General features: G+C 61.1%; 29 protein-coding genes. 12 read left to right on the forward strand and 17 right to left on the reverse strand.

The features are described from left to right. Nucleotide 1: 1 nt before the first annotated feature. From ACR0I7_RS15270 to ACR0I7_RS15285, 4 genes are read left to right on the forward strand one after another with little or no spacing between them, the layout of a single operon-like run. Complete coding sequence (locus ACR0I7_RS15270; RefSeq protein ID WP_480512521.1) at nt 2-592, forward strand: class I SAM-dependent methyltransferase; 591 nt, start codon at nt 2-4, stop codon at nt 590-592. Next, on the forward strand, nt 585-1,052 hold the full coding sequence (gene rnhA / locus ACR0I7_RS15275; RefSeq protein ID WP_480512523.1) for a ribonuclease HI: 468 nt from the start codon (nt 585-587) through the stop codon (nt 1,050-1,052). The genes ACR0I7_RS15270 and rnhA overlap by 8 nt, the downstream gene beginning before the upstream one ends. Further along, nucleotides 1,049-1,672, forward strand: coding sequence for a trimeric intracellular cation channel family protein (locus ACR0I7_RS15280; protein ID WP_480512525.1), 624 nt, complete (start codon nt 1,049-1,051; stop codon nt 1,670-1,672). The genes rnhA and ACR0I7_RS15280 overlap by 4 nt, the downstream gene beginning before the upstream one ends. An 11-nt stretch (nt 1,673-1,683) precedes the next feature. Beyond that, entirely contained in the window at nt 1,684-2,283 is a 600-nt protein-coding gene (locus ACR0I7_RS15285) for a COG3904 family protein (RefSeq protein ID WP_480512527.1), read from the forward strand. A gap of 6 nt (nt 2,284-2,289) precedes the next feature. Here ACR0I7_RS15285 and ACR0I7_RS15290 read toward each other — a convergent pair whose 3' ends face one another. Genes ACR0I7_RS15290 through def (ACR0I7_RS15310) form a run of 5 tightly spaced genes read right to left on the reverse strand, consistent with a single transcriptional unit; the run spans nt 2,290 to nt 4,728 of the window. Next, complete coding sequence (locus ACR0I7_RS15290) at nt 2,290-2,526, reverse strand: GlsB/YeaQ/YmgE family stress response membrane protein (RefSeq protein ID WP_480512529.1); 237 nt, start codon at nt 2,524-2,526, stop codon at nt 2,290-2,292. Between the two features lies 1 nt (nt 2,527). Then, nucleotides 2,528-2,776, reverse strand: coding sequence for a hypothetical protein (locus ACR0I7_RS15295; protein ID WP_480512531.1), 249 nt, complete (start codon nt 2,774-2,776; stop codon nt 2,528-2,530). A gap of 13 nt (nt 2,777-2,789) precedes the next feature. After that, nucleotides 2,790-3,695 (reverse strand): methionyl-tRNA formyltransferase, encoded by a 906-nt coding sequence (gene fmt, locus ACR0I7_RS15300; protein WP_480512533.1) that lies wholly within the window; start codon nt 3,693-3,695, stop codon nt 2,790-2,792. 23 nt (nt 3,696-3,718) lie between these two features. Then, nucleotides 3,719-4,213 (reverse strand): peptide deformylase, encoded by a 495-nt coding sequence (gene def, locus ACR0I7_RS15305; RefSeq protein WP_480512535.1) that lies wholly within the window; start codon nt 4,211-4,213, stop codon nt 3,719-3,721. Beyond that, nucleotides 4,210-4,728 (reverse strand): peptide deformylase, encoded by a 519-nt coding sequence (def, locus tag ACR0I7_RS15310; RefSeq protein ID WP_480512536.1) that lies wholly within the window; start codon nt 4,726-4,728, stop codon nt 4,210-4,212. The genes def (ACR0I7_RS15305) and def (ACR0I7_RS15310) overlap by 4 nt, the downstream gene beginning before the upstream one ends. A 94-nt stretch (nt 4,729-4,822) precedes the next feature. Here def (ACR0I7_RS15310) and ACR0I7_RS15315 point away from each other — a divergent pair, with 94 nt between their 5' ends. Both ACR0I7_RS15315 and ACR0I7_RS15320 read left to right on the forward strand, forming a co-directional pair. Beyond that, nucleotides 4,823-5,995 carry a MalY/PatB family protein gene (locus ACR0I7_RS15315; protein ID WP_480512538.1) on the forward strand — a complete coding sequence of 391 codons (1,173 nt, stop codon included), beginning with the start codon at nt 4,823-4,825 and terminating at the stop codon, nt 5,993-5,995. Nucleotides 5,996-5,998: 3 nt separating this feature from the next. Next, entirely contained in the window at nt 5,999-6,526 is a 528-nt protein-coding gene (locus tag ACR0I7_RS15320; protein ID WP_480512540.1) for a L,D-transpeptidase family protein, read from the forward strand. 3 nt (nt 6,527-6,529) lie between these two features. Here ACR0I7_RS15320 and ACR0I7_RS15325 read toward each other — a convergent pair whose 3' ends face one another. Beyond that, the gene (locus tag ACR0I7_RS15325) at nt 6,530-6,883 is read right to left on the reverse strand and encodes a hypothetical protein (RefSeq protein WP_480512542.1); all 354 of its coding nucleotides are present in this window, start codon (nt 6,881-6,883) and stop codon (nt 6,530-6,532) included. A gap of 211 nt (nt 6,884-7,094) precedes the next feature. On the opposite strand from ACR0I7_RS15325, the gene ACR0I7_RS15330 reads away from it, so the two are divergent. After that, nucleotides 7,095-8,084, forward strand: coding sequence for a glutathione S-transferase family protein (locus ACR0I7_RS15330; RefSeq protein ID WP_480512544.1), 990 nt, complete (start codon nt 7,095-7,097; stop codon nt 8,082-8,084). On the opposite strand, the gene ACR0I7_RS15335 is transcribed toward ACR0I7_RS15330, so the two are convergent. Beyond that, a complete protein-coding gene (locus tag ACR0I7_RS15335) occupies nt 8,066-8,428 on the reverse strand; it encodes a response regulator transcription factor (protein WP_480512546.1) in 363 nt (120 codons plus the stop codon). The two genes, ACR0I7_RS15330 and ACR0I7_RS15335, sit on opposite strands and share 19 nt — an antisense overlap. A 182-nt stretch (nt 8,429-8,610) precedes the next feature. On the opposite strand from ACR0I7_RS15335, the gene ACR0I7_RS15340 reads away from it, so the two are divergent. The 3 genes from ACR0I7_RS15340 to ACR0I7_RS15350 are packed head-to-tail and all read left to right on the forward strand — an operon-like array spanning nt 8,611 to nt 11,668. Next, nucleotides 8,611-9,576 (forward strand): threonine-phosphate decarboxylase, encoded by a 966-nt coding sequence (locus ACR0I7_RS15340; protein WP_480512548.1) that lies wholly within the window; start codon nt 8,611-8,613, stop codon nt 9,574-9,576. Beyond that, complete coding sequence (cbiB, locus tag ACR0I7_RS15345) at nt 9,573-10,493, forward strand: adenosylcobinamide-phosphate synthase CbiB (RefSeq protein ID WP_480512550.1); 921 nt, start codon at nt 9,573-9,575, stop codon at nt 10,491-10,493. The genes ACR0I7_RS15340 and cbiB overlap by 4 nt, the downstream gene beginning before the upstream one ends. A gap of 11 nt (nt 10,494-10,504) precedes the next feature. Next, nucleotides 10,505-11,668: a lytic murein transglycosylase gene (locus tag ACR0I7_RS15350; protein WP_480512552.1), complete on the forward strand. Its 1,164-nt coding sequence runs from the start codon at nt 10,505-10,507 to the stop codon at nt 11,666-11,668. Nucleotides 11,669-11,680: 12 nt separating this feature from the next. Here ACR0I7_RS15350 and ACR0I7_RS15355 read toward each other — a convergent pair whose 3' ends face one another. The 5 genes from ACR0I7_RS15355 to ACR0I7_RS15375 form a co-directional block, all read right to left on the reverse strand. After that, nucleotides 11,681-12,478 (reverse strand): class II glutamine amidotransferase, encoded by a 798-nt coding sequence (locus ACR0I7_RS15355; protein ID WP_480512554.1) that lies wholly within the window; start codon nt 12,476-12,478, stop codon nt 11,681-11,683. A 130-nt stretch (nt 12,479-12,608) separates the two neighbouring features. After that, nucleotides 12,609-12,959: a hypothetical protein gene (locus ACR0I7_RS15360; RefSeq protein ID WP_480512556.1), complete on the reverse strand. Its 351-nt coding sequence runs from the start codon at nt 12,957-12,959 to the stop codon at nt 12,609-12,611. Nucleotides 12,960-13,013: 54 nt separating this feature from the next. Further along, nucleotides 13,014-16,469 (reverse strand): chromosome segregation SMC family protein, encoded by a 3,456-nt coding sequence (locus ACR0I7_RS15365; RefSeq protein ID WP_480512558.1) that lies wholly within the window; start codon nt 16,467-16,469, stop codon nt 13,014-13,016. A 140-nt stretch (nt 16,470-16,609) separates the two neighbouring features. Continuing rightward, on the reverse strand, nt 16,610-17,017 hold the full coding sequence (locus ACR0I7_RS15370; RefSeq protein WP_480512560.1) for a hypothetical protein: 408 nt from the start codon (nt 17,015-17,017) through the stop codon (nt 16,610-16,612). A gap of 43 nt (nt 17,018-17,060) precedes the next feature. Continuing rightward, nucleotides 17,061-18,254 carry an aminotransferase-like domain-containing protein gene (locus ACR0I7_RS15375; protein ID WP_480512562.1) on the reverse strand — a complete coding sequence of 398 codons (1,194 nt, stop codon included), beginning with the start codon at nt 18,252-18,254 and terminating at the stop codon, nt 17,061-17,063. A gap of 155 nt (nt 18,255-18,409) precedes the next feature. Between ACR0I7_RS15375 and ACR0I7_RS15380 the strand changes: the two genes are divergently transcribed. Then, nucleotides 18,410-19,180 (forward strand): FadR/GntR family transcriptional regulator, encoded by a 771-nt coding sequence (locus ACR0I7_RS15380; RefSeq protein WP_480512564.1) that lies wholly within the window; start codon nt 18,410-18,412, stop codon nt 19,178-19,180. Continuing rightward, nucleotides 19,180-19,656 (forward strand): metal-dependent hydrolase, encoded by a 477-nt coding sequence (locus ACR0I7_RS15385; protein ID WP_480512566.1) that lies wholly within the window; start codon nt 19,180-19,182, stop codon nt 19,654-19,656. Before ACR0I7_RS15380 ends, ACR0I7_RS15385 begins: the two co-directional genes overlap by 1 nt. 26 nt (nt 19,657-19,682) lie before the next feature. Here the strand turns inward: ACR0I7_RS15385 and ACR0I7_RS15390 are convergent, their stop codons facing one another. From ACR0I7_RS15390 to ACR0I7_RS15410, 5 genes are all read right to left on the reverse strand, one after another. Then, the gene (locus ACR0I7_RS15390) at nt 19,683-20,471 is read right to left on the reverse strand and encodes a class I SAM-dependent methyltransferase (RefSeq protein WP_480512568.1); all 789 of its coding nucleotides are present in this window, start codon (nt 20,469-20,471) and stop codon (nt 19,683-19,685) included. A 3-nt stretch (nt 20,472-20,474) separates the two neighbouring features. Next, on the reverse strand, nt 20,475-21,308 hold the full coding sequence (locus tag ACR0I7_RS15395; RefSeq protein ID WP_480512570.1) for a hypothetical protein: 834 nt from the start codon (nt 21,306-21,308) through the stop codon (nt 20,475-20,477). A gap of 87 nt (nt 21,309-21,395) precedes the next feature. After that, on the reverse strand, nt 21,396-21,956 hold the full coding sequence (locus tag ACR0I7_RS15400) for a F0F1 ATP synthase subunit B (RefSeq protein WP_480512572.1): 561 nt from the start codon (nt 21,954-21,956) through the stop codon (nt 21,396-21,398). Nucleotides 21,957-21,961: 5 nt separating this feature from the next. After that, on the reverse strand, nt 21,962-22,513 hold the full coding sequence (locus tag ACR0I7_RS15405) for a F0F1 ATP synthase subunit B' (protein WP_480512574.1): 552 nt from the start codon (nt 22,511-22,513) through the stop codon (nt 21,962-21,964). A gap of 86 nt (nt 22,514-22,599) precedes the next feature. After that, the gene (locus tag ACR0I7_RS15410; RefSeq protein ID WP_005981269.1) at nt 22,600-22,824 is read right to left on the reverse strand and encodes a F0F1 ATP synthase subunit C; all 225 of its coding nucleotides are present in this window, start codon (nt 22,822-22,824) and stop codon (nt 22,600-22,602) included. Nucleotides 22,825-22,852 lie beyond the last annotated feature (28 nt).

A 22,852-nucleotide genomic window follows, 5' to 3' on the forward strand; every position in this document is an offset into this window, starting at 1 on the left:
CATGACGCAGGATCAGCGAACAATCGACGCCTATAGCAGCCGGCTGACCGACTATCTGGAAGCCCCCCTGCCCCGCGAACAGCTGGAGGCACGGCAGGCCTTTGCCGATGCCGTGGGCGCGGGTGGCTATGTTCTGGATCTGGGCGCGGGTCCGGGATCGGACAGCGCATATCTGCTGCGGCAGGGGCTGAAGGTTCGGGCGCTGGACGCCACGCCTGCCTTTGTCGAACATGCGCGCGGTCTTGGTGTCGATGCGCATCTGGGCAGTTTCGATGATGTTATCGAGACCGACGAATATGACGCGGTTTATGCCAGTTTCTCACTGCTGCACGCTCCTCACACCGATTTCCCGCGTCATCTGCGTGCGATCCACGCGGCGCTGAAACCGGGGGGCTTGTTGTTTCTGGGCATGAAGCTGGGCACCGGAGAACATCGCGACGATCTGGATCGGTACTATAGCTACTATTCGCGGGCCGAGATCGAGACGGCGTTGGCCGAGGCCGGTTTCACCGTCGACCGTGTTGTCGAAGGCGTCGGAAAGGGTCTGGCCGGGTCATATGACGGATTCATACTGGTGTTTGCTCATGCCTGATCTGTTTGCCTATACCGATGGTGCCTGTTCCGGAAATCCCGGTCCAGGCGGCTGGGGCGTGCTGTTGCGCGCGATGGATGGCGAAACCGTTCTGAAAGAGCGCGAGCTGAATGGTGGCGAGGTCGAGACCACCAACAACCGAATGGAGCTGCTGGCCGCAATCAGTGCGCTGGAGGCGCTGGAGCGCGCCTCGACCATCACGATCGTGACCGACAGCGCTTATGTGAAAAACGGTGTGACCGGTTGGATTTTCGGCTGGAAACGCAACGGCTGGAAAACCTCGAATAAGAAACCGGTCAAGAATGTCGACCTATGGCAACGGCTGGATGAGGTGCAGGAACGCCACAACGTGACCTGGGAATGGGTCAAAGGCCATGCGGGCCATCCCGAGAACGAGCGCGCGGATGAATTGGCCCGCGCGGGCATGGCTCCGTTCAAACCCAAAAAGGCGCAGGCGTGAGCGGGCTTGCCCTGCTAGATTATGCCTCAGTTCTGGTCTTTGCACTGACCGGAGCTTTGGTCGCCAGCCGGGCACAACTGGATCTGGTGGGGTTCGCCTTCATCGCCTGCCTGACGGCAGTGGGCGGCGGCACAGTACGCGATCTGTTGCTGGACCGGCATCCTGTGTTCTGGGTCGGCCAGCCGGACTATATCCTCATTGCCTGCGGCGCAGCGGGGCTGGTGTTTTTCACTGCACATCTGATGGAGAGCCGGTATCACTGGCTGATCTGGCTGGACAGTTTTGCCCTGTCCATCGCGGTTGCAGCGGGCACCGGCGCGGCGTTGTCGCTGGATCAGTCAGGTATCATCGTGGTGCTGATGGGAGTGACCACGGGCTGTCTGGGTGGGTTGATGCGCGACGTGGTCTGCAACGAGGTGCCTCTGATTTTGAAACAAGGCGAGTTGTACGTCTCTTGCGCTTTTGCCGGGGCGCTGACGGCGGTGCTGGCCACACGAATGGGGCTTGAGGGGCTGCCCGCACTGGCCTTGTGTGCTCTGGTCTGCTGGGCGCTGCGCGCGGGATCGCTGTTGTTTGGCTGGCAATTGCCTGTCTACAAAAGCAGACCGCCACGGCAATAAGGTTTATTTCGATGAAATACCTCCCCTATCTGGCTGCGGCGCTATCGCTTCTGGCGGCATGCTCGGACCCGTACACTCCGGTCAGCTTCACTGCGCACGAAGATCGGATCATCGCAAGCGGGACGATTGATGACACAACGCTGAGCGCCTTCGAAGAGATCATCGACGAAAACCCCGGCATCAAAACACTGGTTCTGCTAAACATCGAAGGCTCGGTTGATGACGACGCCAATGTAGTGTTCAGCCGCATGGTGCGCGAGGAAGGTTTCGATACCGTTGTACCGTCGAATGGTCTGGTGGCCTCGGGCGGGACCGATCTGTTTCTGGCGGGCCATCGGCGGGTACTGGAGCCCGGCGCCTGTGTTGGTGTTCACAGCTGGGGAGGTGGCGGATACATCGCCGCGGAATTACCCGAAGACCATCCAGAGCATGATCGTTATCTCGACTATTTCGATGATATCGATGTCGATCCTGCCTTTTACTGGTTTACGCTGGATGCCGCACCAGAAGACCAGATACACTGGATGACATCATCCGAGGCAAACCGGTTTGAACTGACATCGCGCGCGGCCCCCGTTTTGGGATCGGCGGCTGTGTGTGACATGCGTTAGAACCGGTCAGCGCCGGAGATAGGTCTTCCAGATCCAGAGCACTAAGAGCGCGCCCAAAACCGCGCCAACAAAACCGGACAGCCAGCCCATCACGGTCAGTAAGGCCCGCAACAGAAACCCGCCCACCAACGCGCCCACGATACCGATGAGCATGGTGGTGGGAATATCCGCCTCGATCCGCATCAGCCGTGTGGCCAGAAAGCCGGCAGCAGCCCCGATGATGATCAGCGCGACGATAGGCATCTTACTTCCTCCAATGGGTCGGAACGATGATCAGCGCACCGATCGAGGACAGCACGGCGTTTGTGCCGGGTGAAAAAAACCGAAACCCGAACATTCGGCCGATCATGATCGTAGCAAAGTAAAACAGGAAAGCCCCACCGATGCAGATGATGATGGATTGCAGATAGCCATTGCGCGTAAAGCCGGTTTTCTCAGACAGGCTGCCCACAATTGCGGCCACCAGCACCGTCCCGATCAATGTCAAATACATTCACAATCCCTTTTCAAATACGGCTGCCTGCGGGCAGCGTCCAGCCGCGCAGAAAGGCCTCGGTATCCTGCGCGCCTTTGCCTGCCCGTTGCAAGCGCAGCAGTTCAACCGCGCCGTCGCCACACGCGACGCGCAGGTGGTCGCCCAGAACTTCGCCCGGCGCACCCTGCCCCTCGGCCAGCCGCGACGCGAGGAGTTTGATCCGTTCGCCCTGAACCTCGGTCCAGGCGCCCGGAAACGGTGAAAGGGCGCGGATTTGCCGGTCAACCTCGACGGCGGGACGCGACCAGTCGATGCGCGCCTCGGATTTGTCGATCTTGGCGGCATAGGTCACGCCGTCTTCGGGTTGCGGCGCGGGCGTGAGGTCGGGCAACGTGCCCAGCGCCTCGACGATCAGAGCTGCGCCCATCACCGACAGGCGGTCATGCAGCTGCGCGGTGGTTTCTTCGGGTCCGATATCGGTAGGCGCGCGCAGCAGGACGGGGCCGGTGTCCAGCCCGGCCTCCATCTGCATGATGCAGATGCCGGTTTGCGCATCACCGGACATGATCGCCCGGTGGATCGGCGCGGCCCCGCGCCAGCGCGGCAAGAGGCTCGCGTGGATGTTCAGACAGCCCTGCGCGGGTGCGTCCAGAATGGGCTGCGGCAGGATCAGGCCATACGCCACGACCACAGCCACATCCGCGCCCAACGCGGCAAAGCGCGCCTGTTCTTCGGGTGATTTCAGCGAGGTGGGATGACGCACCTCCAGCCCCAGCGCCTGCGCCCGGGCATGAACCGGGGTTGGCCGGTCTTTTTTGCCGCGCCCCGCCGGTCGCGGCGGCTGGCAATAGACCGCGGCGATATCGTGCCCCGCGTCCACCAGCGCATCCAGCACCGGGACCGAAAACTCGGGCGTTCCCATGAAGATTATGCGCATCCGTCCCTCCGTAGGATGGGGTTTCACCCCATCTTCTTTGCCTTGCGCAGCAGCATGTCGCGTTTGACCTTGCTCAGGCGGTCGAAATACATCCGCCCGTTCAGGTGGTCGATCTGGTGTTGCACGCTGGTGGCCTCGATCCCGACAAAGTCGCGGCGGTCGATCATGCCCTGTTCGTTGAGGTATTTGACCGTCACCGCGCGGGGGCGTTTCACCTTGGCCGAGACGCCGGGCAGGTTCGGGCTGGCCTCTTCATGTTCGCGCAGCTCGACCGAGCTGTGCAGGATTTCGGGATCGGCCAGACGCACGGCCCGTCCGCGTTCGGTCGAGCCATCCACAACCGCCAGACGCAACATCACCCCGACCTGAGGCGCGGCCAGACCAACGCCGGGCATCGCTTCCATCGTGTCGATCATATCGTCCCAGATAGCGCGGATGTCATCGGTGATTTCCGAGACGTCCTCGGCCTTGGTGCGCAGGCGTTTGTCGGGCCATGGCAGGCAGGTCCGCACCGTCATGAGCGGGCCTTTTCGCGCTTGAGCTTTTGCATCTTGCGGGTGATCATCTGACGCTTGAGCGGTTTGAGATAGTCGATAAACAGCTTGCCGTTCAGGTGGTCAATTTCGTGCTGCACACAGGTGGCCCAAAGCGCATCGAAGGTTTCCTGCTGGGCATTGCCGTCGCGGTCCATCCATGCCACATCCACTACTTTGGGGCGAGTCACCTCGGCATATTGCTCGGGGATCGACAGGCAGCCTTCCTCATAGACATTTGTTTCATCCGAGGACGCGATGACCTCTGGGTTGAACATCACCAGCGGGCGCGGGGCCGCGCCCTCTTCCTTGATGCAGTCGATCACGATCAGCCGGTCCAGCACACCGATCTGCGGCGCAGCCAGACCGATGCCGGGCGCATCATACATGGTCTCCAGCATGTCATCGGCCAGCTTGCGCAGATCGTCGGTGATGTCGGCCACCGGCGCACAGACCTTTTTCAGGCGGGGATCGGGATGGATCAGGATATTGCGTTTCATGGGGCTGATTTAGGCCATCACGTGCGTCGCCGCAACGCCCCCCTTGCGCCTGACCGATTTACGGTTAGCTTTCCGCCAAGCAGATGGAGCACACATGACCTTCAACACCCCGATCGACCGCCGCGGAACCCACAGTTCAAAATGGGACAAGATGGAGCAGCTCTATGGCGTTTCGGCCGAGGACGGGCTGGCCATGTGGACTGCCGATTCAGACTTTGCCACCGCGCCCTGCGTCATTGATGCGGTACGCCGCGCGGCCGATCATGGGGTGTTTGGCTATTCGTGGAAGCACCCGGCCTATCTGGCGTCGGTGCAATGGTGGATGCAGAACCGGCATAACTGGGCGATTGACACCGATTGGGTGCTGACCTCGCAGGGTCTGGGCAACGCCATTGCGCTGTGTCTGGACGTCTGGAGCGCACCGGGGGACGGGGTCGTGATCTTCTCGCCCGTTTATCATGAGTTTGCGCATAAGGTGAACAACGCGGAACGCCGCGTGGTCGAATGCCCGCTGGCGCGCGAAGGCGACAGCTATGTGCTGGATCTTGACGATGCGCAGGCGCGGTTGGACGGGTCCGAGAAACTGCTGCTATGGTGTTCGCCGCAAAACCCGTCGGGCCGCGTCTGGACAGCGGATGAGCTGCGCGCGGTGGCGGATTTTGCCAAGCGCAACGGCCTGATCCTGGTCTCGGACGAAATCCACCATGATCTGGTGTATCCCGGCCATACATTTGTGCCGATGGATGTCGCCGCCCCCGAAGCGCGCCCTTGGACCGTGACACTGACTGCCGCGTCCAAGACCTTTAACATTGCCGGTCAGCGCACCGGCAACATGATCATTCCCGACCCGGAACTGCGCAGACAGATGGCCCACCGGCTGAAAACGCTGGACTATGATCCCAGCGCGCTGGGTGTGGCGATGATCACCGCCGCCTATACCCCGGAAGGGGCAGACTGGGTCGACGCGCAGGTCGCCCATCTGGATGAAAACCGCAAACTGTTCGACGCAGCCATCGCCGAAATCCCCGGCCTGTGGTCCATGCCGTTGCAGGCGACCTATCTGGCCTGGGTCGATTTCTCAGGCACCGGGATGAACCATGCCGAATTCGTCAGACGCCTGCGCAACGATGCACGCATCGCGACCTCATCCGGACCCGGCTTTGGCGTCGGTGGCGAGACATTCGAGCGGTTCAATCTGGCCACCCAACGCGCCCGCGTCGAAGAGGCGTGCAACCGGCTGAAGGCAGCCTTTGCCGATCTGCAATAGACCTTGCGCCGCCTAGTTCTGATAGCTTTTGCGCTTCTGGTGGCCGGGGCCGGCTGGTTTGGCTGGCAGCGTTTCGGCCCTCGCCCCGCCGCGCCACCAATGGCGCCTGCAGCGGCGCAAATCGACCATATCCTGATCGAGAAAGCAGCCCGTCGTCTGACTGCAACTTTGGACGGCGCGGTGGTGATGCAGGCGGATATCGCGCTGGGCTTCGCGCCAGAGGGCGACAAATCGCAGGAAGGTGACGGCAAGACACCGCTGGGGACTTTCAGGATCGACCGACGCAACCCGGACAGCGCGTTTCACCTGTCGCTGGGGATCGACTATCCGCAGGCCGAAGACCGAGCCCGCGCGCAGCAGCAGGGCGTTGATCCCGGCGGTGATATCTTCATCCACGGCCAGCCCAACGGTATCGTTGGCCTGACCCTGCCGGGAGACTGGACCGCCGGTTGCATCGCGCTGTCAAATACTGAGATGGCCCAGCTTTGGAGTCTTACCCCAAACGGCACAACGGTTGAGATTCGCCCCTAAGCGTCAGTCCTCATGCCCCAGAAGGGCAATCGGCGCATCCGGCGCGCGATAGAAATCCAGCGGGGCCTTATCAGCGGCGGCGGTGTTACGCTTGAACTCATAACGCATTTCGCCGCCCTCTTCCTCATCCGCGATGATCAGGCATTGATACAGGTGGTTGGCACCATCATAGATATCCACAAGCCCGCGTAGCTGGGGCGTCGTCTCGGCCTCGACAGAGAATCCGTCATTCCACAATTTAAGAATTTTGAAGTAATTGTCGCCCATTTCCACCCGCAGGCGGCTTGTTTTCTTCAGGCCAGCGATTCGCGCCGCATCCAATTCAGCGCGCATTTCCTTTGAAACATAGGTACTCATCAATACGGTCCCCCCAGTAACGAGTCCTATTGTGGAGACCTGAACGTAAAAATCCAGTGAACTGAATCAGATAGAGCAGCCGGAGTGCGGATTGTTGCCAAGACATCTCAGCCGTTTTGTGCGCCCGCGCAGATGTCTTGCGCGCGGTGTCAAATAGGAACCGGCCTAGCATCGCACTATCGTTGGTTCAGATGAAAACGGAGGATGCACGATGGGCCTGCTGGTCGATGGCAAATGGCATGACACGTGGTACGACACCAAATCCACCGGTGGCGCATTCAAGCGATCCGCGGCGCAGTTTCGCAACTGGATCACCGCAGATGGCGCGCCCGGACCATCGGGCAAAGGGGGGTTCACGGCTGAGTCAGGGCGCTATCATCTCTATGTCAGCCATGCCTGCCCCTGGGCGCACCGCACGCTGATATTTCGCGAACTCAAAGGGCTGAGCGATCATATCTCGGTCTCTGTCGTGCATCCTGACATGCTGGACAAGGGCTGGACCTTCGAGGCCGACGACCATGGCGCAACCGGAGATAAGCTGTTTGGCTCTGAGTTCGCCCATCAGATCTATACCCGCGCCGATCCCAACTATTCCGGGCGCGTCACGGTGCCGATCCTGTGGGACAAGGTGGAAAAGACCATCGTGTCCAATGAAAGCTCGGAAATCATCCGCATGCTGAACAGCGCCTTTGACGCGATCACCGGAAACATCGACGATTACTGGCCCGAAGCGATGCGCGACGACATCGAAGAGGTGAACGCGCGCATTTATTCAGACGTCAATAACGGCGTCTACAAATCCGGTTTTGCCACCTCGCAAGAGGCTTATGACGCCGCTGTCGGACCGCTTTTTGACACGCTCGACTGGCTTGAGGCGCGGCTGGCCTCAAACCGTTACCTGATGGGTGACCGCGTGACCGAGGCGGATTGGCGGCTGTTCACAACGCTGATCCGGTTCGATCCCGTCTATCACCTGCATTTCAAATGCAACCGGCGGCGGCTGATCGATTATCCGAACCTCTGGGCCTATACTCGCGAGCTGTATCAGTGGCCGGGCGTTGCAGAGACCGTGAATATGGCCCACATCGTGCGCCACTATCACTATAGCCATGACAGCATCAATCCGCACCGGATCATCCCGGCCAACCCTGATCTGGACTATCTTGAGCCCCATGCGCGCGATCAGCGGCCTGCGGCGTAATGTTCGACCATAGCGGCCAGATCCTCGGGCGGCGTGCCGCTTTGAACATAGGCGCAGGCGTTGGGGCTGTGGGCAAAGATCGAGCCGTCTGAAAAGAACGTGGTATTGGTGACAAAGATCACCCGCGCATCGGGGCGGCGGTAGCTGGCGAAATCGGCCACCGCCAACGCGCTGCCGGTTTCCAGAACCAGATCCAACACGATGATATCGAAGTCCGTCCCATAGAGCGCCAAAATCGCGGCCTCTTGCGTTTCAACCAAAGTGACCTCCGCCTTCTGCCTTTGCAGATGGCGTCGCCAGACCCGACCAAGGTCGGGGTTACTCTCAACAATCAGAACTTTCATTTGCAACAACCTCGGCACTTGGTAGAGTGAGTGGTGCCGGCCCCTTAGTCCGTGATCCCGCCATTTCCTTAACAAAGTGTTAACGCCACCGTTGGAGGGCCCCGAACCAGCGGATTCGCTTGAATAAATGGCGAAAATCCGCTTGAAGCAGGCAAAATTGCACGAGTCCGGCAGGAACCCCGATGGCAGAGCAGAACAACGACCTTAACCCGCGCGCCACCCGCGACCATGGTGGAGGGCTGGACGGTGCCATCCAAACCTATGGCGGGTCACGGTCCGACTGGCTGGACCTGTCGACCGGTATCAACCCGCACCCATATGATGTCTCGGGCCTGCTTCCGTCAGACTGGATGGAGCTGCCCGATCACGGCGCCTTTGACCGGCTCAGCGCTGCGGCGCGCCGGTTCTGGTCCGTCCCCGATGAGGCGATGATCCTGCCTGCGCCCGGGGCTTCGGCCGTGATCGCGCGCCTGCCCGCGCTGGTAAAACCGGGGCAGGTGCAGATTACGCTGCCGACTTATAACGAGCATGCCGCCGCTTTTGCCGCACAGGGCTGGACGGTGCAGCAACACGGCCCGGCAGAGGCACGCGTGATCGTGCATCCCAACAATCCCGATGGCCGCCTCTGGCAGGACAGCGACGCAGACGCAGCGCTGAGCGTGATTGACGAAAGCTTTTGCGATGTGACGCCTGCCGCCTCGCTGATCCATCTGGCCACACGAACAGGCACCGTGGTGCTGAAGAGTTTTGGCAAGTTCTGGGGGCTGGCCGGGTTGCGGTTGGGCTTTGCCATCGGGCACCCGGATGTGATCGCGCGGCTGAATGATCTGACCGGCCCTTGGGCCGTGTCCGGTCCGGCCCTGCGGATCGGGGCGCGGGCGCTGTGCGACACCGCTTGGGCAGAGGAAACCCGCCTGCTGTTGGCGGCGGAGGCTGCGCGCTTGGACAGGCTGATGATCGCTAAAGGCGCTTCAGTGGTGGGCGGCACCAGCCTGTTCCGCCTGTATGAGGTCGACGATGCCGCCGCGTGGCAGAACCGCCTGGCACGCGCGCATATCTGGAGCCGCATCTTTCCTTATTCCCAAACCTATCTGCGCCTTGGCATGCCCCATTCGCAGGGCTGGGATCGGCTGGAGGCAGCGCTGTGAGCACCGCACTGCTGCTGGTCTGTGCCATGTGTCTGGACGCGGCACTGGGCGAGCCGGATTGGCTGTGGTCGCGTCTGCGCCATCCCGCCGTTCTGGCTGGCGACGCGATTGGTTGGCTGGACAGGCAGTTGAACAAGGGCGTACAGCGACGTCTGAAAGGCGTGTTCGCCGCTATCTTATTGGTAGCGGCGGCTTGGGTTATCGGCGCGATATTGGCTCTGCTGGGACCAATCGTCGAGGTTATCATCTGCGCCATCCTTCTGGCCCAGAACGCATTGGTCGCGCATGTGCGGGACGTTGGTGTGGCGTTGCAAAGATCACCCCTTGATGGACGCGCAATGGTGGCCCGTATCGTGTCCCGCGATACGTCTGATATGTCTGAAGCGCAGGTGGCTCGTTCGGCCATCGAGAGCGCAGCAGAAAACCTGAGCGACGGGGTCATTGCGCCCGCTTTTTGGTTCCTCATCGCGGGTCTGCCGGGGCTGCTGATTTACAAAGCTGTCAATACAGCGGACAGCATGATCGGATATCGCACCGAGAAATATCTGGAGTTCGGCTGGGCCGCCGCCCGGCTGGACGACCTGTTGAATCTGATCCCGGCGCGGCTGACCTGCCTGATGATCGTTGCGCTGTCGGGGCAATGGGCGCGATGGACTGAAATCATGGCAGATGCGCGCCGCCATATCTCGCCCAATGCTGGCTGGCCCGAGGCGGCGATGGCGCGGGCGCTGAATATCGCACTGGCCGGTCCGCGCAGCTATGACGGACAGCTGCGCGATCTGGCCTGGGTCAACGGGGATGCCCGCCGACAGATCGACGCATATGAGATTTTTCGTGCCTGTCACATGCTTTGGCAGGTTTGGGGGCTTGCGCTTGGCCTCGTGTCGGTGTGGGTTGTCATCAGTTTTATTCTCTGACGGACCCAGATATGCGTTTCTTTTCCGGCCTTGTCGTCGCCGCCCTGTTTGCCACGCCCGCTTTTGCCCAATGCGGCGGTGGGTTCAACTCTTTCGTCAAAGGGCTGAAATCCGAAGCCGTACAGCAAGGGTTCGATCAAACAACCGTCAACGCGTTCTTCAAAGGCGTGCAAAAGGATGGTGCGGTCCTCAAGGCCGACCGCGCGCAGGGCGTGTTCCAGAAACCGTTCATCGAGTTCTCGCGCCGCCTGATCTCGCAGAACCGCATCGATCGTGGGCAGGCCATGTCGCGCAAATATGATGCGGTGTTTGACAGGATCGAGGCCGAATACGGCATCTCACGCGGCGTCTTGCTGGCTTTCTGGGCATTTGAAACCGACTACGGATCGTTCCAGGGCGATTTTAACACCCGCAACGCGCTGGTGACGCTGGCCCATGATTGTCGCCGGCCCGAGCTGTTTCGGCCGCAGATCTTCGCCGCCATCGAGCTTTATAGCCAGGGCAATTTCGACCCCGCCCGCACCACCGGTGCCTGGGCCGGGGAGATTGGCATGGTGCAGATGCTGCCACGCGACATTCTGGAAAACGGCGTGGACGGGGACGACGATGGCAAGGTCTCGTTGAAAACCTCGGCCCCTGATGCGCTGATGTCAGGCGGCAAGATGCTGTCGCATCTGGGCTGGCAAGCGGGACAGCCGTGGCTGCAAGAGGTCACGGTGCCTGCGCAGATGGACTGGTCCCTGTCCGGCCCCGGCAAGCCACGCCCGATCTCGGAATGGCAGGCGATGGGCGTTCAAGCGCGCAGCGGATCGCTGAGCAACCTGCCTGCCTCACTGATCCTACCGCAGGGGCATAAGGGCCCAGCTTTCCTCGCCTATCCCAATTTCGATGTGTATTTCGAGTGGAACCAGAGCTTTGTCTACGTCCTGACCGCCGCCTATTTCGGCACCCGTCTGGAAGGCGCACAGGTCTATGACGCCGGCAATCCGGCACAGGGATTGTCCGGCGCGCAGATGAAACAACTGCAGAGCAAACTGCAAGCGCGCGGGCATGATGTTGGCAAGATCGACGGCATTCTGGGCGCAGGGACGCGGGCGGCAGTTCAGGCCGAGCAGACGCGGCTGGGGCTGCCCGCAGATGCCTGGCCAACGGCGGAGTTGTTGAACAGCCTGTGAAGGTCCGCTGGATTAAGCAACCGCAGCCGGAGTAATCGCACAATCAGGTTCAAAGGCGTGGATTTTGATATCTGTTCCTTCGGCCTCAATTGCAGTGTTTGGTTGGATTTCGATCCAACCCTCGCTGGCACCATCCAGAGGCTCGGACGAAATAATTGTCCCGTCTTTACAGCATTGATAATACAGGCTGGGTGCATACCGATCCGAAGCATACCGCGCGGCAAAAATGCGTTGCCCATCCGACCAACAGGCCGCGAACCTGAGATACGGCAGCACGCCGCGCTGTCTTGAAACTGATTCAACACGCGCAACCGCCCGCGCCATAGCGGCGATCGGATCAACATCCAGCCCTTCGCCGTGGGCAATCAAGAAGATTGCCTCGCTCTCGGTTGCACCAAATCGCTGCCCATACAAATCTGAAGGGATCATCGTATCCAGTTCTTGCCGGATGAGATCATGCCCTCCGGCTTGACCATTGTGCATGAAACTCCACCTACCGACCCCAAAGGGGTGGCAGTTATTACGCGAAGTGGCAGTGCCGGTTGAGGCCCGAACATGGGCCAGGAAAAGCCGTGATCTGGTATGATGCGCGAGCTGTTTCAGGTTCGCATCCGACCAAGCCGGGTGGGTGTCTTTATAAAAACATGGCGTCTCTCGATCAGAGTACCAAGCCAACCCAAACCCATCTGCATTGATCGGCGTTTTCCCAATCAGCGCATTACGGCTTTGGATGACAAGAGACTGCTCTTGCTCCAGTACAAATTCATCAAGATATCGCTGCTTACCAACCCAAGCCAAAAACCGACACATTTGCCCGCCCATATTTGTTCTATAGTTTGGGTGTTATATCAGCGCCAATCGGCGTAATATCCTCTTATTTCTCTTAATAATCAGCACCAGATCTATCATTTGATCCGATATTGCCGTTTTTCTCGTTCGATCACTCCGGCCGCACCGGATACCGATCGCCCTTCTCATCAATCAGAATCAACCGCTCGCCGCTGCGCACATACAGGTCGCATCGGGAGAATCCGTTGCGATAGACGATACAGATGCTGCCATCCTCGGCGATGGAATAGGTGCCGAATGCGGCATCTCCGCTGGCATAGGTGTAGGAATAGGCTCCTCCGGCTGAGAATGCGGCCTGGCCGTCGTCGTAGAAGGTCAGCGTGCGGCCTGCCAAGGCGTCCAGTTCCTCTGGCGTCAGAGGGACGTCTCCGGGTTTTGTGGGCCACTCGGCGGCCCCGATCGGAGTGGCGGCCAGCAGCGCGAGGATGAGGTATCGGGTCATGCTATCAGCCTAACCTGATCCGCAGAGGATGGCTCATAACGATCCGGTGAGGGGTCAGGCGACCATCTGTTCGGCTTTCCTGAGGTCAACCGAGACCAATTGGCTGACGCCTTGCTCCTGCATGGTTACGCCAAACAGACGATCCATCCTGGCCATGGTCACCGCGTGGTGGGTGATGATCAGGAACCGCGTGTCGGTCTGGCGGCACATTTCATCCAGAAGGTCGCAGAAGCGGGTGACGTTGGCATCGTCCAGCGGCGCGTCGACCTCATCCAGCACACAGATCGGGGCCGGGTTGGCGAGGAAGACGCCAAAGATTAGCGCGGTTGCGGTCAGTGTCTGTTCGCCGCCCGACAGCAGGCTGAGGGTCGAGAGCTTCTTACCGGGCGGCTGGCACATGATCTCAAGCCCCGCATCCAGCGGGTCATCGCTTTCGACCATGACCAGATTGGCCTCACCGCCGCCGAAGAGATGCTTGAACAGCATGGCGAAGTTTGAGTTCACCTGTTCAAACGCCGTCAGCAGACGCTCACGCCCCTCGCGGTTGAGGCTGGCGATGCCGCTGCGCAGCGCTTTGATCGCCTCTTCCAGATCTGCCTTTTCGCCATTCAGCGTATCGAATTCTTCCTGAACTTCCTTGCTGTCTTCTTCAGCGCGCAGGTTCACCGCCCCCATGGCGTCGCGCTGGCGTTTGTGGCGGTTGACCTCAGCCTCCAGCGCGTCAGCGGCGGGCATCTGGTCGGGGTTGGCGTCGAGCTGATTCAACAACTGGTTTGGCGTCAGTTGCTGGTCCTCAGCGATCCGTTCCGCCGCTGCGACAACGCTTTCCTTGGCCGCGTCACAGCGCGCCTCGGCCGCCGCGCGGGTTTCGCGGGCTTCTGAGGCGAGGCGTTCCGCCTCCCGCTCGGCCAGCACGACCTCACGCTGCTGGGTTTCGGCCTCGGCCAGCTTGTCGGCGGCCTCGGCCCGGCGGGCCTCGGCGGTTTCGATGAGCTCGTTCAGTTCCTCGCGCGCCTCGGCGATTTCGCCGGGGGCGGCCATGGCGTCCGAGAGCTCCTCTTCCGAGCTTTCCTTGCGTTCGGCCAGTTCCGCGATGCGTTTTTCGGCGGTTTCCAGACGGTGTTTCCAGCCGCTGAGATCCTTGGTGACCTCCTGACTGCGCCGGGTGCGGGCCTCGCCCTCGCGGCGCAGCTCGTCATGGGACGAGCGATGGGTCAGCATGGTGATCCGCGCAGCCTCAACCGTTTGCTTGATGTCTTCCACCTGCGCGCGGGCGCTGTCGAGATCGCCCAGCCCGGTCAGCGCGCCTTCGGCCTCGCGCAGTTGGGCGCGGGCGGACATGGCATCTTCCTTGTGGCGGTCGACGGCGAGGGTCAGGGTTTCCAGCTTGCCTTGCGCCAGATTTCGGTCAGCCTCGACCCGGCTGAGCAAGCGCGCGGTTTCAGCCATGCGCTGATCGGCGGCGCGGCGGGCCTCGCGGGCGCGGCGGTCGGCTTCGGTCACGTCGGCCAGTTGCTGCGACAAGGCTTCATGCGCAGCGCGGGCCCCGTCGGCTTGCGCCTCGGTGCGGGAGAGTTCCTGTTTGAGCGCTTCCAGCTTGTTGAGCTGTTCCAGCCGCAGAGCGGCGGCGCTTGGCGCGTCTTCGGCCCAGGCGCGGAACCCGTCCCAGCGCCACAGATCACCCGAGCGCGAAACGAGGCGCTGGCCGGGTTTCAGCGACGCTTGCAAACGGGCACCCTGATCAGCGTCGACCAGACCGATCTGCGCGATCCGGCGGCTCAGGCGGTCGGGGCCGGAGACATGCAAGGCCAGCGGTTCAGCGCCTTCCGGCAAAGGCTGATCGCTGTCATAACCTGCCATCCGCACCCAGCCCGAGGGGCCGTCGCCTTCGACCAGCGGCGCGCGCAGATCGTCAGCCAATGCCGCGCCCAGCGCCTTTTCAAATCCGGGTGCCACGCGCAGCAGGTCAAGCACCTGCCCGCCCTCGGCGGTGTCGCGTTCGACAAGCTTGGCCAGCGCGGTGGTCTCAGCCCGGATCGCGCCCAGTTCACCTTCGGCCTCGGAGCGTTTGGCGCGGGCTTCGGCCTCGCGGGCCTGTGTTTCGTTGCGCAGCTCATCTGCGGCGGCCAGCGCTTCTTCGGCGGCCTCAGCAGCCTCGCGGGCCTCTTCTTCACCCTCTTGCGCGGCCTCAAACGCCTCGCTGGCGCGGGTCAGGGCATTGCGCGCCTCATCCACTGCCGCGCGGGCTTTTTCTTCTTCGCCCTCAGAGCGGGCCAGCGTTTTGCGGCTGTCCTCGACCAGACGTTGCGCCGATTGGTGGCGCGCGACGAGGCGGGCCATGTCTTCGGTTTCCTGCGAGAGGTGATCCTCGCGGTCTTGCAGAACCGATGCCGCCTCGCGCGCGATCTCGGCAGCTTCGGCGACCTTTTCGTCATGGCCCTCGGCAGCTTTGGTCAGCTCGCGGGCTTCCCATTCCAGCCGTTCGATCATCTCACCCGCGTCCCGGTTCAGGCCGGTTTCGCGTTCGATATCGTTGCCGAGTTGCTGGATGCGGTTGGTCAGCGTTTCAATAGTCTGGCGCGCGCGGGTTTCCTGATCCGACAGCTGATCACGCTGCACCTGCTGGCGTTGCAGAACGGCGGCAGCGATGGCCTCTTCCTCGCGCAGGGGCGGCAGGGTTTCTTCGATCTCGGCGCGTTTGGCGGCGGCTTCGCGGGCGGCGGCCTCAGCGCGGGAGGCCTCAGTCAGGCGGTCACGCAGCTTTTCTTCTGCGGCCTGACGGGCCATGTCAGCCTCTTTCCAACGACGGTAGAGCAGCATGCCTTCGGCCTGGCGCAGTTGCTCGCCAATCTCGCGATAGCGCGCGGCCTGACGGGCCTGACGGGCGAGTTGCGCCAGTTGACCACCCAACTGTTCCAGCACGTCATCGACACGGGTCAGGTTGGCCTCGGTGCCTTTCAGCTTCAGCTCGGCTTCATGGCGGCGCTGATAGAGGCCCGAGATCCCGGCAGCCTCTTCCAGAATGCGGCGGCGGGCGCGGGGTTTGGCGTTGATCAGCTCGGCAATGCGGTTCTGCCCCACCAGCGCGGGCGAATGCGCCCCGGTTGAGGCGTCGGCGAACAACATCTGCACATCGCGGGCGCGGACATCCTTGCCGTTGGTTTTATAGGCGCTGCCCACGTCGCGGGTGATGCGGCGGACGATCTCAAGCTGGTCGTTGTCATTGAAGCCCGAGGGCGCAAGGCGTTCCGAGTTGTCCATGGTCAGGACCACCTCGGCAAAGTTGCGCGCGGGCCGTGTGGCGGCCCCGGCAAAGATCACATCCTCCATCGCGCCGCCGCGCATGGATTTGGGGCGGTTTTCACCCATAACCCAGCGCAGTGCTTCCAGCAGGTTGGACTTGCCGCAGCCATTGGGACCGACCACCCCGGTCAACCCGTCCGCGATGATAAGATCGGTCGGGTCCACAAAGCTTTTGAAGCCGGTCAGTTTGAGTTTGCTAAAGCGCAATGGCTGCTCTTGATATGATTCCTATGGATAAGAAGTCTGCGCAACCAACAGGCAAGGTGTCAACGTGATTGCGCCGGATATGGGGTGTTTGCCCGAGTTATCCACAATATCTTGCTGAAATACGCGGAAACAAGCGCATATCAGTATGGGTTGCATTCAAAGACCTGATAGCCGTAGCCGGCGCCGATATTTTCATAGATGCCATAATCGACGCATTCGTAATTGGGCGTTGAGGCCGCGGTCAGCAGCAGGCGTTCGCCCGCGGCGCGGTCGCAGGCCAGAACGCCAACCGTGACCGCCGCATCGCCCAACACGTCCAGGATCGGGCAGCCCGAGACCTGCGCCATGGCCAGCGCCGCCCGGTCGCGGATCGGGCCCAGACGCGGGGCGTATTGGGTGTTGATCCGCACGGCCTCAGCCAGTTCCCCGCGCACGCGCACGTCAAACACGCTGCCATTGACGGCCACCCGTGTGGCAGGCAGGTCGCGGAAATGGGGGGTGCCGGCGGAACAGGCCGCCAGCAGCATCAGGGCAAAGAACCGGATCATGCCGCAGCTTTGCGGCAATATGGTTAACGAAACCTTTCCCGGCTCAGGCGCGCAGCACCTCGCCCAACCTCCGAATGCCCTCGCGGATGGTGTTTTCGTCCGAGTTGGAGAAGCTCAACCGGATCGTATTGGCCCCAGAGCCGTCGGGAAAGAAGGCACGCCCCGGCACAAAGGCCAGCTTGACCGTCTCAAGCGCGCGGGCCAGCAACTCGGCCCCATCGGTGCCTTTGGGCAGGGTGACCCAGACGAACATGCCGCCTTCGGGCCGGGTCCATTCCACCCCCTCAGGCATATGCCGGGCCAGCGCGTCCAGCATGGCGTCGCGGCGGGTGCTGTAGACCTGACGCAGCATTGGCACATGCGCATCAAAACGGCTTTCAGCAACCTGATGCACCGCCATCTGATTGATCGTGGCCGAATGCAGATCGGCGGCCTGTTTCAGCAGCACCAGCTGCGAGATTACGGGTTTGGCGGCCACAACCCAGCCCATCCGCAATCCCGGCGACAGGGTTTTCGAGAAGCTGCCGCAATAGATCGTCCGGCAGTGTTCGATCGAGCCTTTGCGCGCGATTTCCAGTGCGAGGATCGGTGGGATCGGGTCGCCGTCATAGCGCAGGGCCTGATAGGCGCCGTCTTCGATCACCGCGCAGTCCAGTTCGCCGGAGAGATCCAGCAGAGCCTCCCTGCCCGCGATATCCACGGTCTCACCGGTTGGATTGGCGAAATCGGCAGAGAGATAGGCAAACTTAATCGGGCTGCCATTTGCGGCGTCGCGATATTCCGCCGCGCCGCGATTGCCCTGCGGGTCGAGCCGGTCAAAGTGCGGCTCATAGGCGTCAAAAGCGTTGACCGCGCCCAGATAGGTGGGCCAGCCGACCAGCGCGGTATCGCCCGGTGACAGAAACAGCTTGCCCAGATAGTCCAGCGCCTGTTGCGAGCCGGACGTGATCAGGATGTTGTCGATGTCGCAGTCCACGCCGATCTCGCGCATATGGTCCACCAGCCATTCGCGCAGCGGCGCGTACCCTTCGCTGACGGAATATTGCAGGGCCTGCGCCTGCTGTTCAGGGCCAAGCGCCTGTTGAAAGGCAGTTGCGAAATCGTCTGCCGGGAACAGGGCCGGATCGGGGATACCGCCCGCAAATGAAATGATACCGGGCTGGCCGAGCAGCTTGAGCAATTCGCGGATTTCAGACGCCTTCATCCGGGACGTGCGCGTGGCGTAGAGCTGGTCCATCTGTGCGGGGCCTCCTCTTCCCCTTGGGACGCAGCCTAAGTTCAGAATCATTTAAGTCAATAAAACTGACCTAATGTTTCAGTGGTACGTGAACAGCTTGAACACCGACCGCATACGTGGTCATGTGAGTTGACCAATTTCAAAACGCAGATCCGATGCCGTTTCAAAAAGTTCAGACCGAAAAGCTGTCTCTGGCGGTGATGCGCCAGATCGAATTGCTGATCCTGCGCGGCATCCTGCGCCCCGGTGAGCGCCTGCCATCAGAACGTGAACTGGCCGAGCGGATGGGCGTATCACGACCATCCCTGCGCGAGGCGATCTCGGACCTGCAGGCGCAGGGGTTGCTGACCGCAAAGGCGGGATCGGGAATTTATGTGGCCGAGGTACTGGGCTCGGCCTTCTCACCTGCCCTGATCCGGTTGTTTGGCAGCCATGATGAGGCGGTGTTTGACTATCTCTCGTTCCGGCGCGACATGGAGGGGCTAGCGGCAGACCGCGCCGCGCGGCTGGGCTCGGAAAGCGACCTGAAGGTGGTGCAGGCCATCCTGGACAAGATGGAAGCCGCCCATGCCCGCAATGCCTCGGACGAAGAGGCGCATCTGGACGCGCAGTTTCATATGGCGATTATCGAGGCCAGCCACAACGTGGTGATGTTGCATATGATGCGGTCGATGTTCGATCTGCTGCGGCAGGGCGTGTTCTACAACCGCAAGATCATGTTCCATCAGCGCACTACACGCGAGTCCATTCTGGATCAGCACCGCGCCATCAACGCGGCCCTGCAAGCACGCGATCCTAAAGGTGCCCGGCAGGCGGTCGAAGACCATCTGAACTTTGTCGAGCGTTGCATGGAAGACCAGCAAAAAGCGGTTCGGAACGAAGAGATTGCACAACAGCGGTTGCAGCACGAAACCGGAGAGGTCTGATGTTCATCGGACATCTGCCCGGCGCGTATCTGTTCTTTCGAGCAGCTGCGCCCAATATCGGACGGCTGGCCTTTGCTGCAGCAATGATTGGGGCCATCGCGCCAGATTTAGATATGCTGTGGTTTTACCTTGTCGATCACCGCGCGCATCATCACCATGAATATCTGACCCACCGCCCGGCCCTGTGGGCCTGTATTGCAGTGCTGGGATTGCTTCTGCGACTGTGGAGGCCGACCGCCGGCACGGTGCTGGCCTTTTTCGGCACCGGAGGGCTGGTGCATATGGCGCTGGATTCGATTGTCGGCAACGTGGCCTGGGCCTGGCCGTTTTCCGATTACACCCATCCGTTGGTGACCGTTCAGGCGACCCATTCGCACTGGATCCTGTCTTTTCTCAATCACTGGACTTTCAGTGTGGAAATCCTCATCACCCTTACCGCCTTGGCGGTCTGGTTCAGGCGTTCAAAGGTCAAGTAGGCAACACGCACGGGTGCCCGGTACGCTCAGGAATTCGACCCGCTGTCGCGCGATTTGACGCGCTGCTTCATCTCTTCATAGTCCTGCGGGGTAAGGCTGGCGTCGCGGTATTGCTTCTCAATCCGCCGCCGGTGCCACCAGTTGGGCCAACCAAGGTCCTTGCGCGTTGTGAACGCATAAAGGTCCCCTTTGATGTGGACTTTGTGCAGGCCAAGCTGACCGGCCATGTAATCCAGACATGCTTCGGAGAAAAAGCTGATATGCTGACCCGTCTCAAAGGCCCAGTACCACCAGTCCTGTTCGGGGATGGCATTGGGATCGAAACAGGTCGCGGTGAAAAAGACGGTATCGAACCCAAATGTCTCACGCGCCTCCCTGAGATGGGAGAGCGGGTCTTGCAGGTGCTCCAGCACTTCAAAAGCCGTCGCGACCGAATAGGTTCCACCATCTGCCTCAAACCCGCGGGCCAGCAGGTTGTCGGCATAAGGGTCAGACCAACTGAAATCGAGCCCCCGATCGCGCAGGCCCCGCACCAGCAGGCCATAGCCGCCACCGATATCGATGCCGCGCGCATCGGCAAGACCGTTGGCGCGCATCACGGTCGAGATGATCCGGATATTGGTCAGGTTCCGCGCCACAATACCCGTGTCGGTCAGGGCAATCGCATCACTATAGGCCTCGTCCAGCCAGGTGGGATTGTCGACCCAGATATAGCCGCAGCTTTCGTCCAGAAAGTACTGGGCGGCATGGCGTCCGATAACCTTTGTTTCGAAAAGTAGTCTGCCCGGCTGACCGGTGAGGGGTGAGTTTGGCATAGATCAGTCTGTTTTGCTTGGCGAGGTGTTCAGATGCTGTGGAAAAGGAAGGCCGCTGCCTTCGCCACAATGCTCCATCGCGGCGTTGGTGGTAAATGCCGGATCGATGAATAGGCGCGCGCCACGCGCACGCATCTGCTGATGCAGTGCGACATGTTCACAGATCAACCCGCCCTGCGGGTCGTGGCAGGCATATCGCAGCCCCTGCAGCGCCTCGGTACGATAGAGCCCCGCGCCCGCGAACGCGCTGTCGACGGGGATCAGCGGGCCGGTTTCGGGGATATCGAACTGACGCGCGTAGACCACAGACCTCAGCAGGTTGCGGCGCCACTTTTTCCGGCCGAACAGCGGCTTACGTGTCTTTCTGATTTTTTGCCAGATATCTTCGTCGCACCAGCCGGGACAGCGCAGGGCATACAGGTCATAATAGACCGGACGGGCATTGGCGAAAACCGCGTCCCAATGCGGTGTTTGACGGGCCGCAGCCTTTAGAACCTGATCGGCTTGCAGAGCCATGTTTGGCCCGTCCATATCCAGGATCAGCGTGAACGGGTGTGCCGTCTCTTCCTCCATCGCGTGATCGAGCACGGCATTTCGGGCAAAGGTGATCCGCTCGACCCGGTCCGTCACACGCGCGGCCAGACCATCCAGCGTGAGGACATGCACATCGGGATCTTGTGCCGCGTATTGCGCAAGATGCCGGTCGGTTCCGTCGGAATTGTCGTTGGTGGCAAGGGTGACGCGGCTGGCGGGCAACCGCGCGCGCAGCGCTGTGATCTGTGTCAGCGTTTCAACAAGAGCTTCACCGCCGTTGCGGACAACCCCAAGAATGTTCATTGACGGTTTCATCGCTCACAAACAGTGCCCTAAAACACTTGACCCGAAAGCAAGCTTTCGGGTCAAGGTTCTGATTGTCTCAAACTGTTAGTGCAGCTTGTCGCCGACATCGGCTATGGCCGCGTCGATCAGCTTGTTCGCCTGAGTGGCGGTCATCTGCTTGGCCAGAACCGCATTTGCGGCAGATACCGCAACGGTGATGGCCTGATCGCGCACTTCTTTGACAGCTGTTGCTTCGGCCGATGCGATCTGATCCTGAGCCGCAGCCAGACGGCGCGCGATGGATTTTTCCAGATCAACCTTGGCCTGTTCCGCAGCAAGTGCCGCATCTTCTTTCGCAGCGGCCACAATGGCATCCGCCTGCGTTTGCACTTCGCGCTGCTTGCGCTCGTACGAGGCCAGCAGGCTGCGGGCTTCTTCGTGCAGGGCGCGGGCTTCGTCCAGTTCGGATTTGATGCCAGCGGCACGATTGTCCAAAGCACCACCGATCATGCCGGGGACCTTGAAATAGAACAGGACCGCGATGAAGACGATGAAGCCCAGCGTGACGACAAAGTCGGTGTTGCCAAGCGAGAAGAACGGGCCGCTTGCGGCCAGCGCGGGGCTGGCTGCGCCAAAGGTCAGGATAAGGGCAAGAGTGTTCCGCATGTCACTTATCCTTTCATCTGCGAGTCGATTGCACTGTCGATGGCTTTGGCATCCGCCTCGCCGCCCAGTGCGGTGACCAGTTCAGCCGCCGTATCCTTGGCAACCACTTGAATGCTTTCCAGCGCACCGGCACGGATGTCGGCAATTGCCTTTTCCGATTCAGCCGCTTTTGCAGCGATATCCGCATCCGCCTTGGCAATCGCGTCATCCAGACCAGCCTGAATTTCCGCGCGTGCTTCGGCAGCGATCCGCTGCGCTTCGGCACGGGCATCGGCCAGCGCCTTGTTATAGGCCTCTTCGGCCTCGACCGCCTTGGCCTTCAGATCTTCGGCCGCAGCCAGGTCATTTGTAATGGTCCCCTGACGTTCAGCCAGGATTGCCGCGATGCGCGGCAGAGCCACGCGGGACAGGACCAGAAAGATGACGACCAGCGTGATGACCAGCCAGAAAATCTGGTTGGGGAACCACTCGAAGCAGAGCTGCGGCATCCCGATGGCAGAGCCATAGGAGTCGACGCACGAGCCGGCTACTTCTTTTGAAATCGGTTCAGTCGCCATGATGTCCTCCGTCGGAACGTTGTCTTTACAACAGGCGGGCCGCTATGGCTTGGGCCCACCTGCGCGTAAGGATCAGGTTCCGCAGATTATACGGCGAACATCAGCAGCAGCGAGACCAGGAATGCGAAGATCCCCAGGGCTTCTGCGAACGCGATACCGATGAACAGGGTTGCAGTCTGCGACGCAGCTGCCGAAGGGTTGCGCAGGGCGCCGGCCAGGAAGTTGCCTGCTACGTTACCCACCCCGATTGCGGCTGCGCCGGAACCGATTGCTGCCAGGCCTGCGCCGATGTGTGCGAGATCGCCTTCCATGATGTTTCTCCTTACGAATTGGAAGTTT

Source organism: Ruegeria sp. AM1 (assembly GCF_056540745.1).

Coding starts and splice junctions, on each gene's coding strand:
- ACR0I7_RS15270 (WP_480512521.1), top strand. CDS start 2: ATGACGCAGGATCAGCGAACAATCGACGCCTATAGCAGCCGGCTGACC.
- rnhA (WP_480512523.1), top strand. CDS start 585: ATGCCTGATCTGTTTGCCTATACCGATGGTGCCTGTTCCGGAAATCCC.
- ACR0I7_RS15285 (WP_480512527.1), top strand. CDS start 1,684: ATGAAATACCTCCCCTATCTGGCTGCGGCGCTATCGCTTCTGGCGGCA.
- ACR0I7_RS15290 (WP_480512529.1), bottom strand. CDS start 2,526: ATGCCTATCGTCGCGCTGATCATCATCGGGGCTGCTGCCGGCTTTCTG.
- ACR0I7_RS15295 (WP_480512531.1), bottom strand. CDS start 2,776: ATGTATTTGACATTGATCGGGACGGTGCTGGTGGCCGCAATTGTGGGC.
- fmt (WP_480512533.1), bottom strand. CDS start 3,695: ATGCGCATAATCTTCATGGGAACGCCCGAGTTTTCGGTCCCGGTGCTG.
- def (WP_480512535.1), bottom strand. CDS start 4,213: ATGACGGTGCGGACCTGCCTGCCATGGCCCGACAAACGCCTGCGCACC.
- def (WP_480512536.1), bottom strand. CDS start 4,728: ATGAAACGCAATATCCTGATCCATCCCGATCCCCGCCTGAAAAAGGTC.
- ACR0I7_RS15315 (WP_480512538.1), top strand. CDS start 4,823: ATGACCTTCAACACCCCGATCGACCGCCGCGGAACCCACAGTTCAAAA.
- ACR0I7_RS15325 (WP_480512542.1), bottom strand. CDS start 6,883: ATGAGTACCTATGTTTCAAAGGAAATGCGCGCTGAATTGGATGCGGCG.
- ACR0I7_RS15330 (WP_480512544.1), top strand. CDS start 7,095: ATGGGCCTGCTGGTCGATGGCAAATGGCATGACACGTGGTACGACACC.
- ACR0I7_RS15335 (WP_480512546.1), bottom strand. CDS start 8,428: ATGAAAGTTCTGATTGTTGAGAGTAACCCCGACCTTGGTCGGGTCTGG.
- ACR0I7_RS15340 (WP_480512548.1), top strand. CDS start 8,611: ATGGCAGAGCAGAACAACGACCTTAACCCGCGCGCCACCCGCGACCAT.
- ACR0I7_RS15350 (WP_480512552.1), top strand. CDS start 10,505: ATGCGTTTCTTTTCCGGCCTTGTCGTCGCCGCCCTGTTTGCCACGCCC.
- ACR0I7_RS15355 (WP_480512554.1), bottom strand. CDS start 12,478: ATGTGTCGGTTTTTGGCTTGGGTTGGTAAGCAGCGATATCTTGATGAA.
- ACR0I7_RS15360 (WP_480512556.1), bottom strand. CDS start 12,959: ATGACCCGATACCTCATCCTCGCGCTGCTGGCCGCCACTCCGATCGGG.
- ACR0I7_RS15370 (WP_480512560.1), bottom strand. CDS start 17,017: ATGATCCGGTTCTTTGCCCTGATGCTGCTGGCGGCCTGTTCCGCCGGC.
- ACR0I7_RS15375 (WP_480512562.1), bottom strand. CDS start 18,254: ATGGACCAGCTCTACGCCACGCGCACGTCCCGGATGAAGGCGTCTGAA.
- ACR0I7_RS15380 (WP_480512564.1), top strand. CDS start 18,410: ATGCCGTTTCAAAAAGTTCAGACCGAAAAGCTGTCTCTGGCGGTGATG.
- ACR0I7_RS15385 (WP_480512566.1), top strand. CDS start 19,180: ATGTTCATCGGACATCTGCCCGGCGCGTATCTGTTCTTTCGAGCAGCT.
- ACR0I7_RS15390 (WP_480512568.1), bottom strand. CDS start 20,471: ATGCCAAACTCACCCCTCACCGGTCAGCCGGGCAGACTACTTTTCGAA.
- ACR0I7_RS15395 (WP_480512570.1), bottom strand. CDS start 21,308: ATGAACATTCTTGGGGTTGTCCGCAACGGCGGTGAAGCTCTTGTTGAA.
- ACR0I7_RS15400 (WP_480512572.1), bottom strand. CDS start 21,956: ATGCGGAACACTCTTGCCCTTATCCTGACCTTTGGCGCAGCCAGCCCC.
- ACR0I7_RS15405 (WP_480512574.1), bottom strand. CDS start 22,513: ATGGCGACTGAACCGATTTCAAAAGAAGTAGCCGGCTCGTGCGTCGAC.
- ACR0I7_RS15410 (WP_005981269.1), bottom strand. CDS start 22,824: ATGGAAGGCGATCTCGCACACATCGGCGCAGGCCTGGCAGCAATCGGT.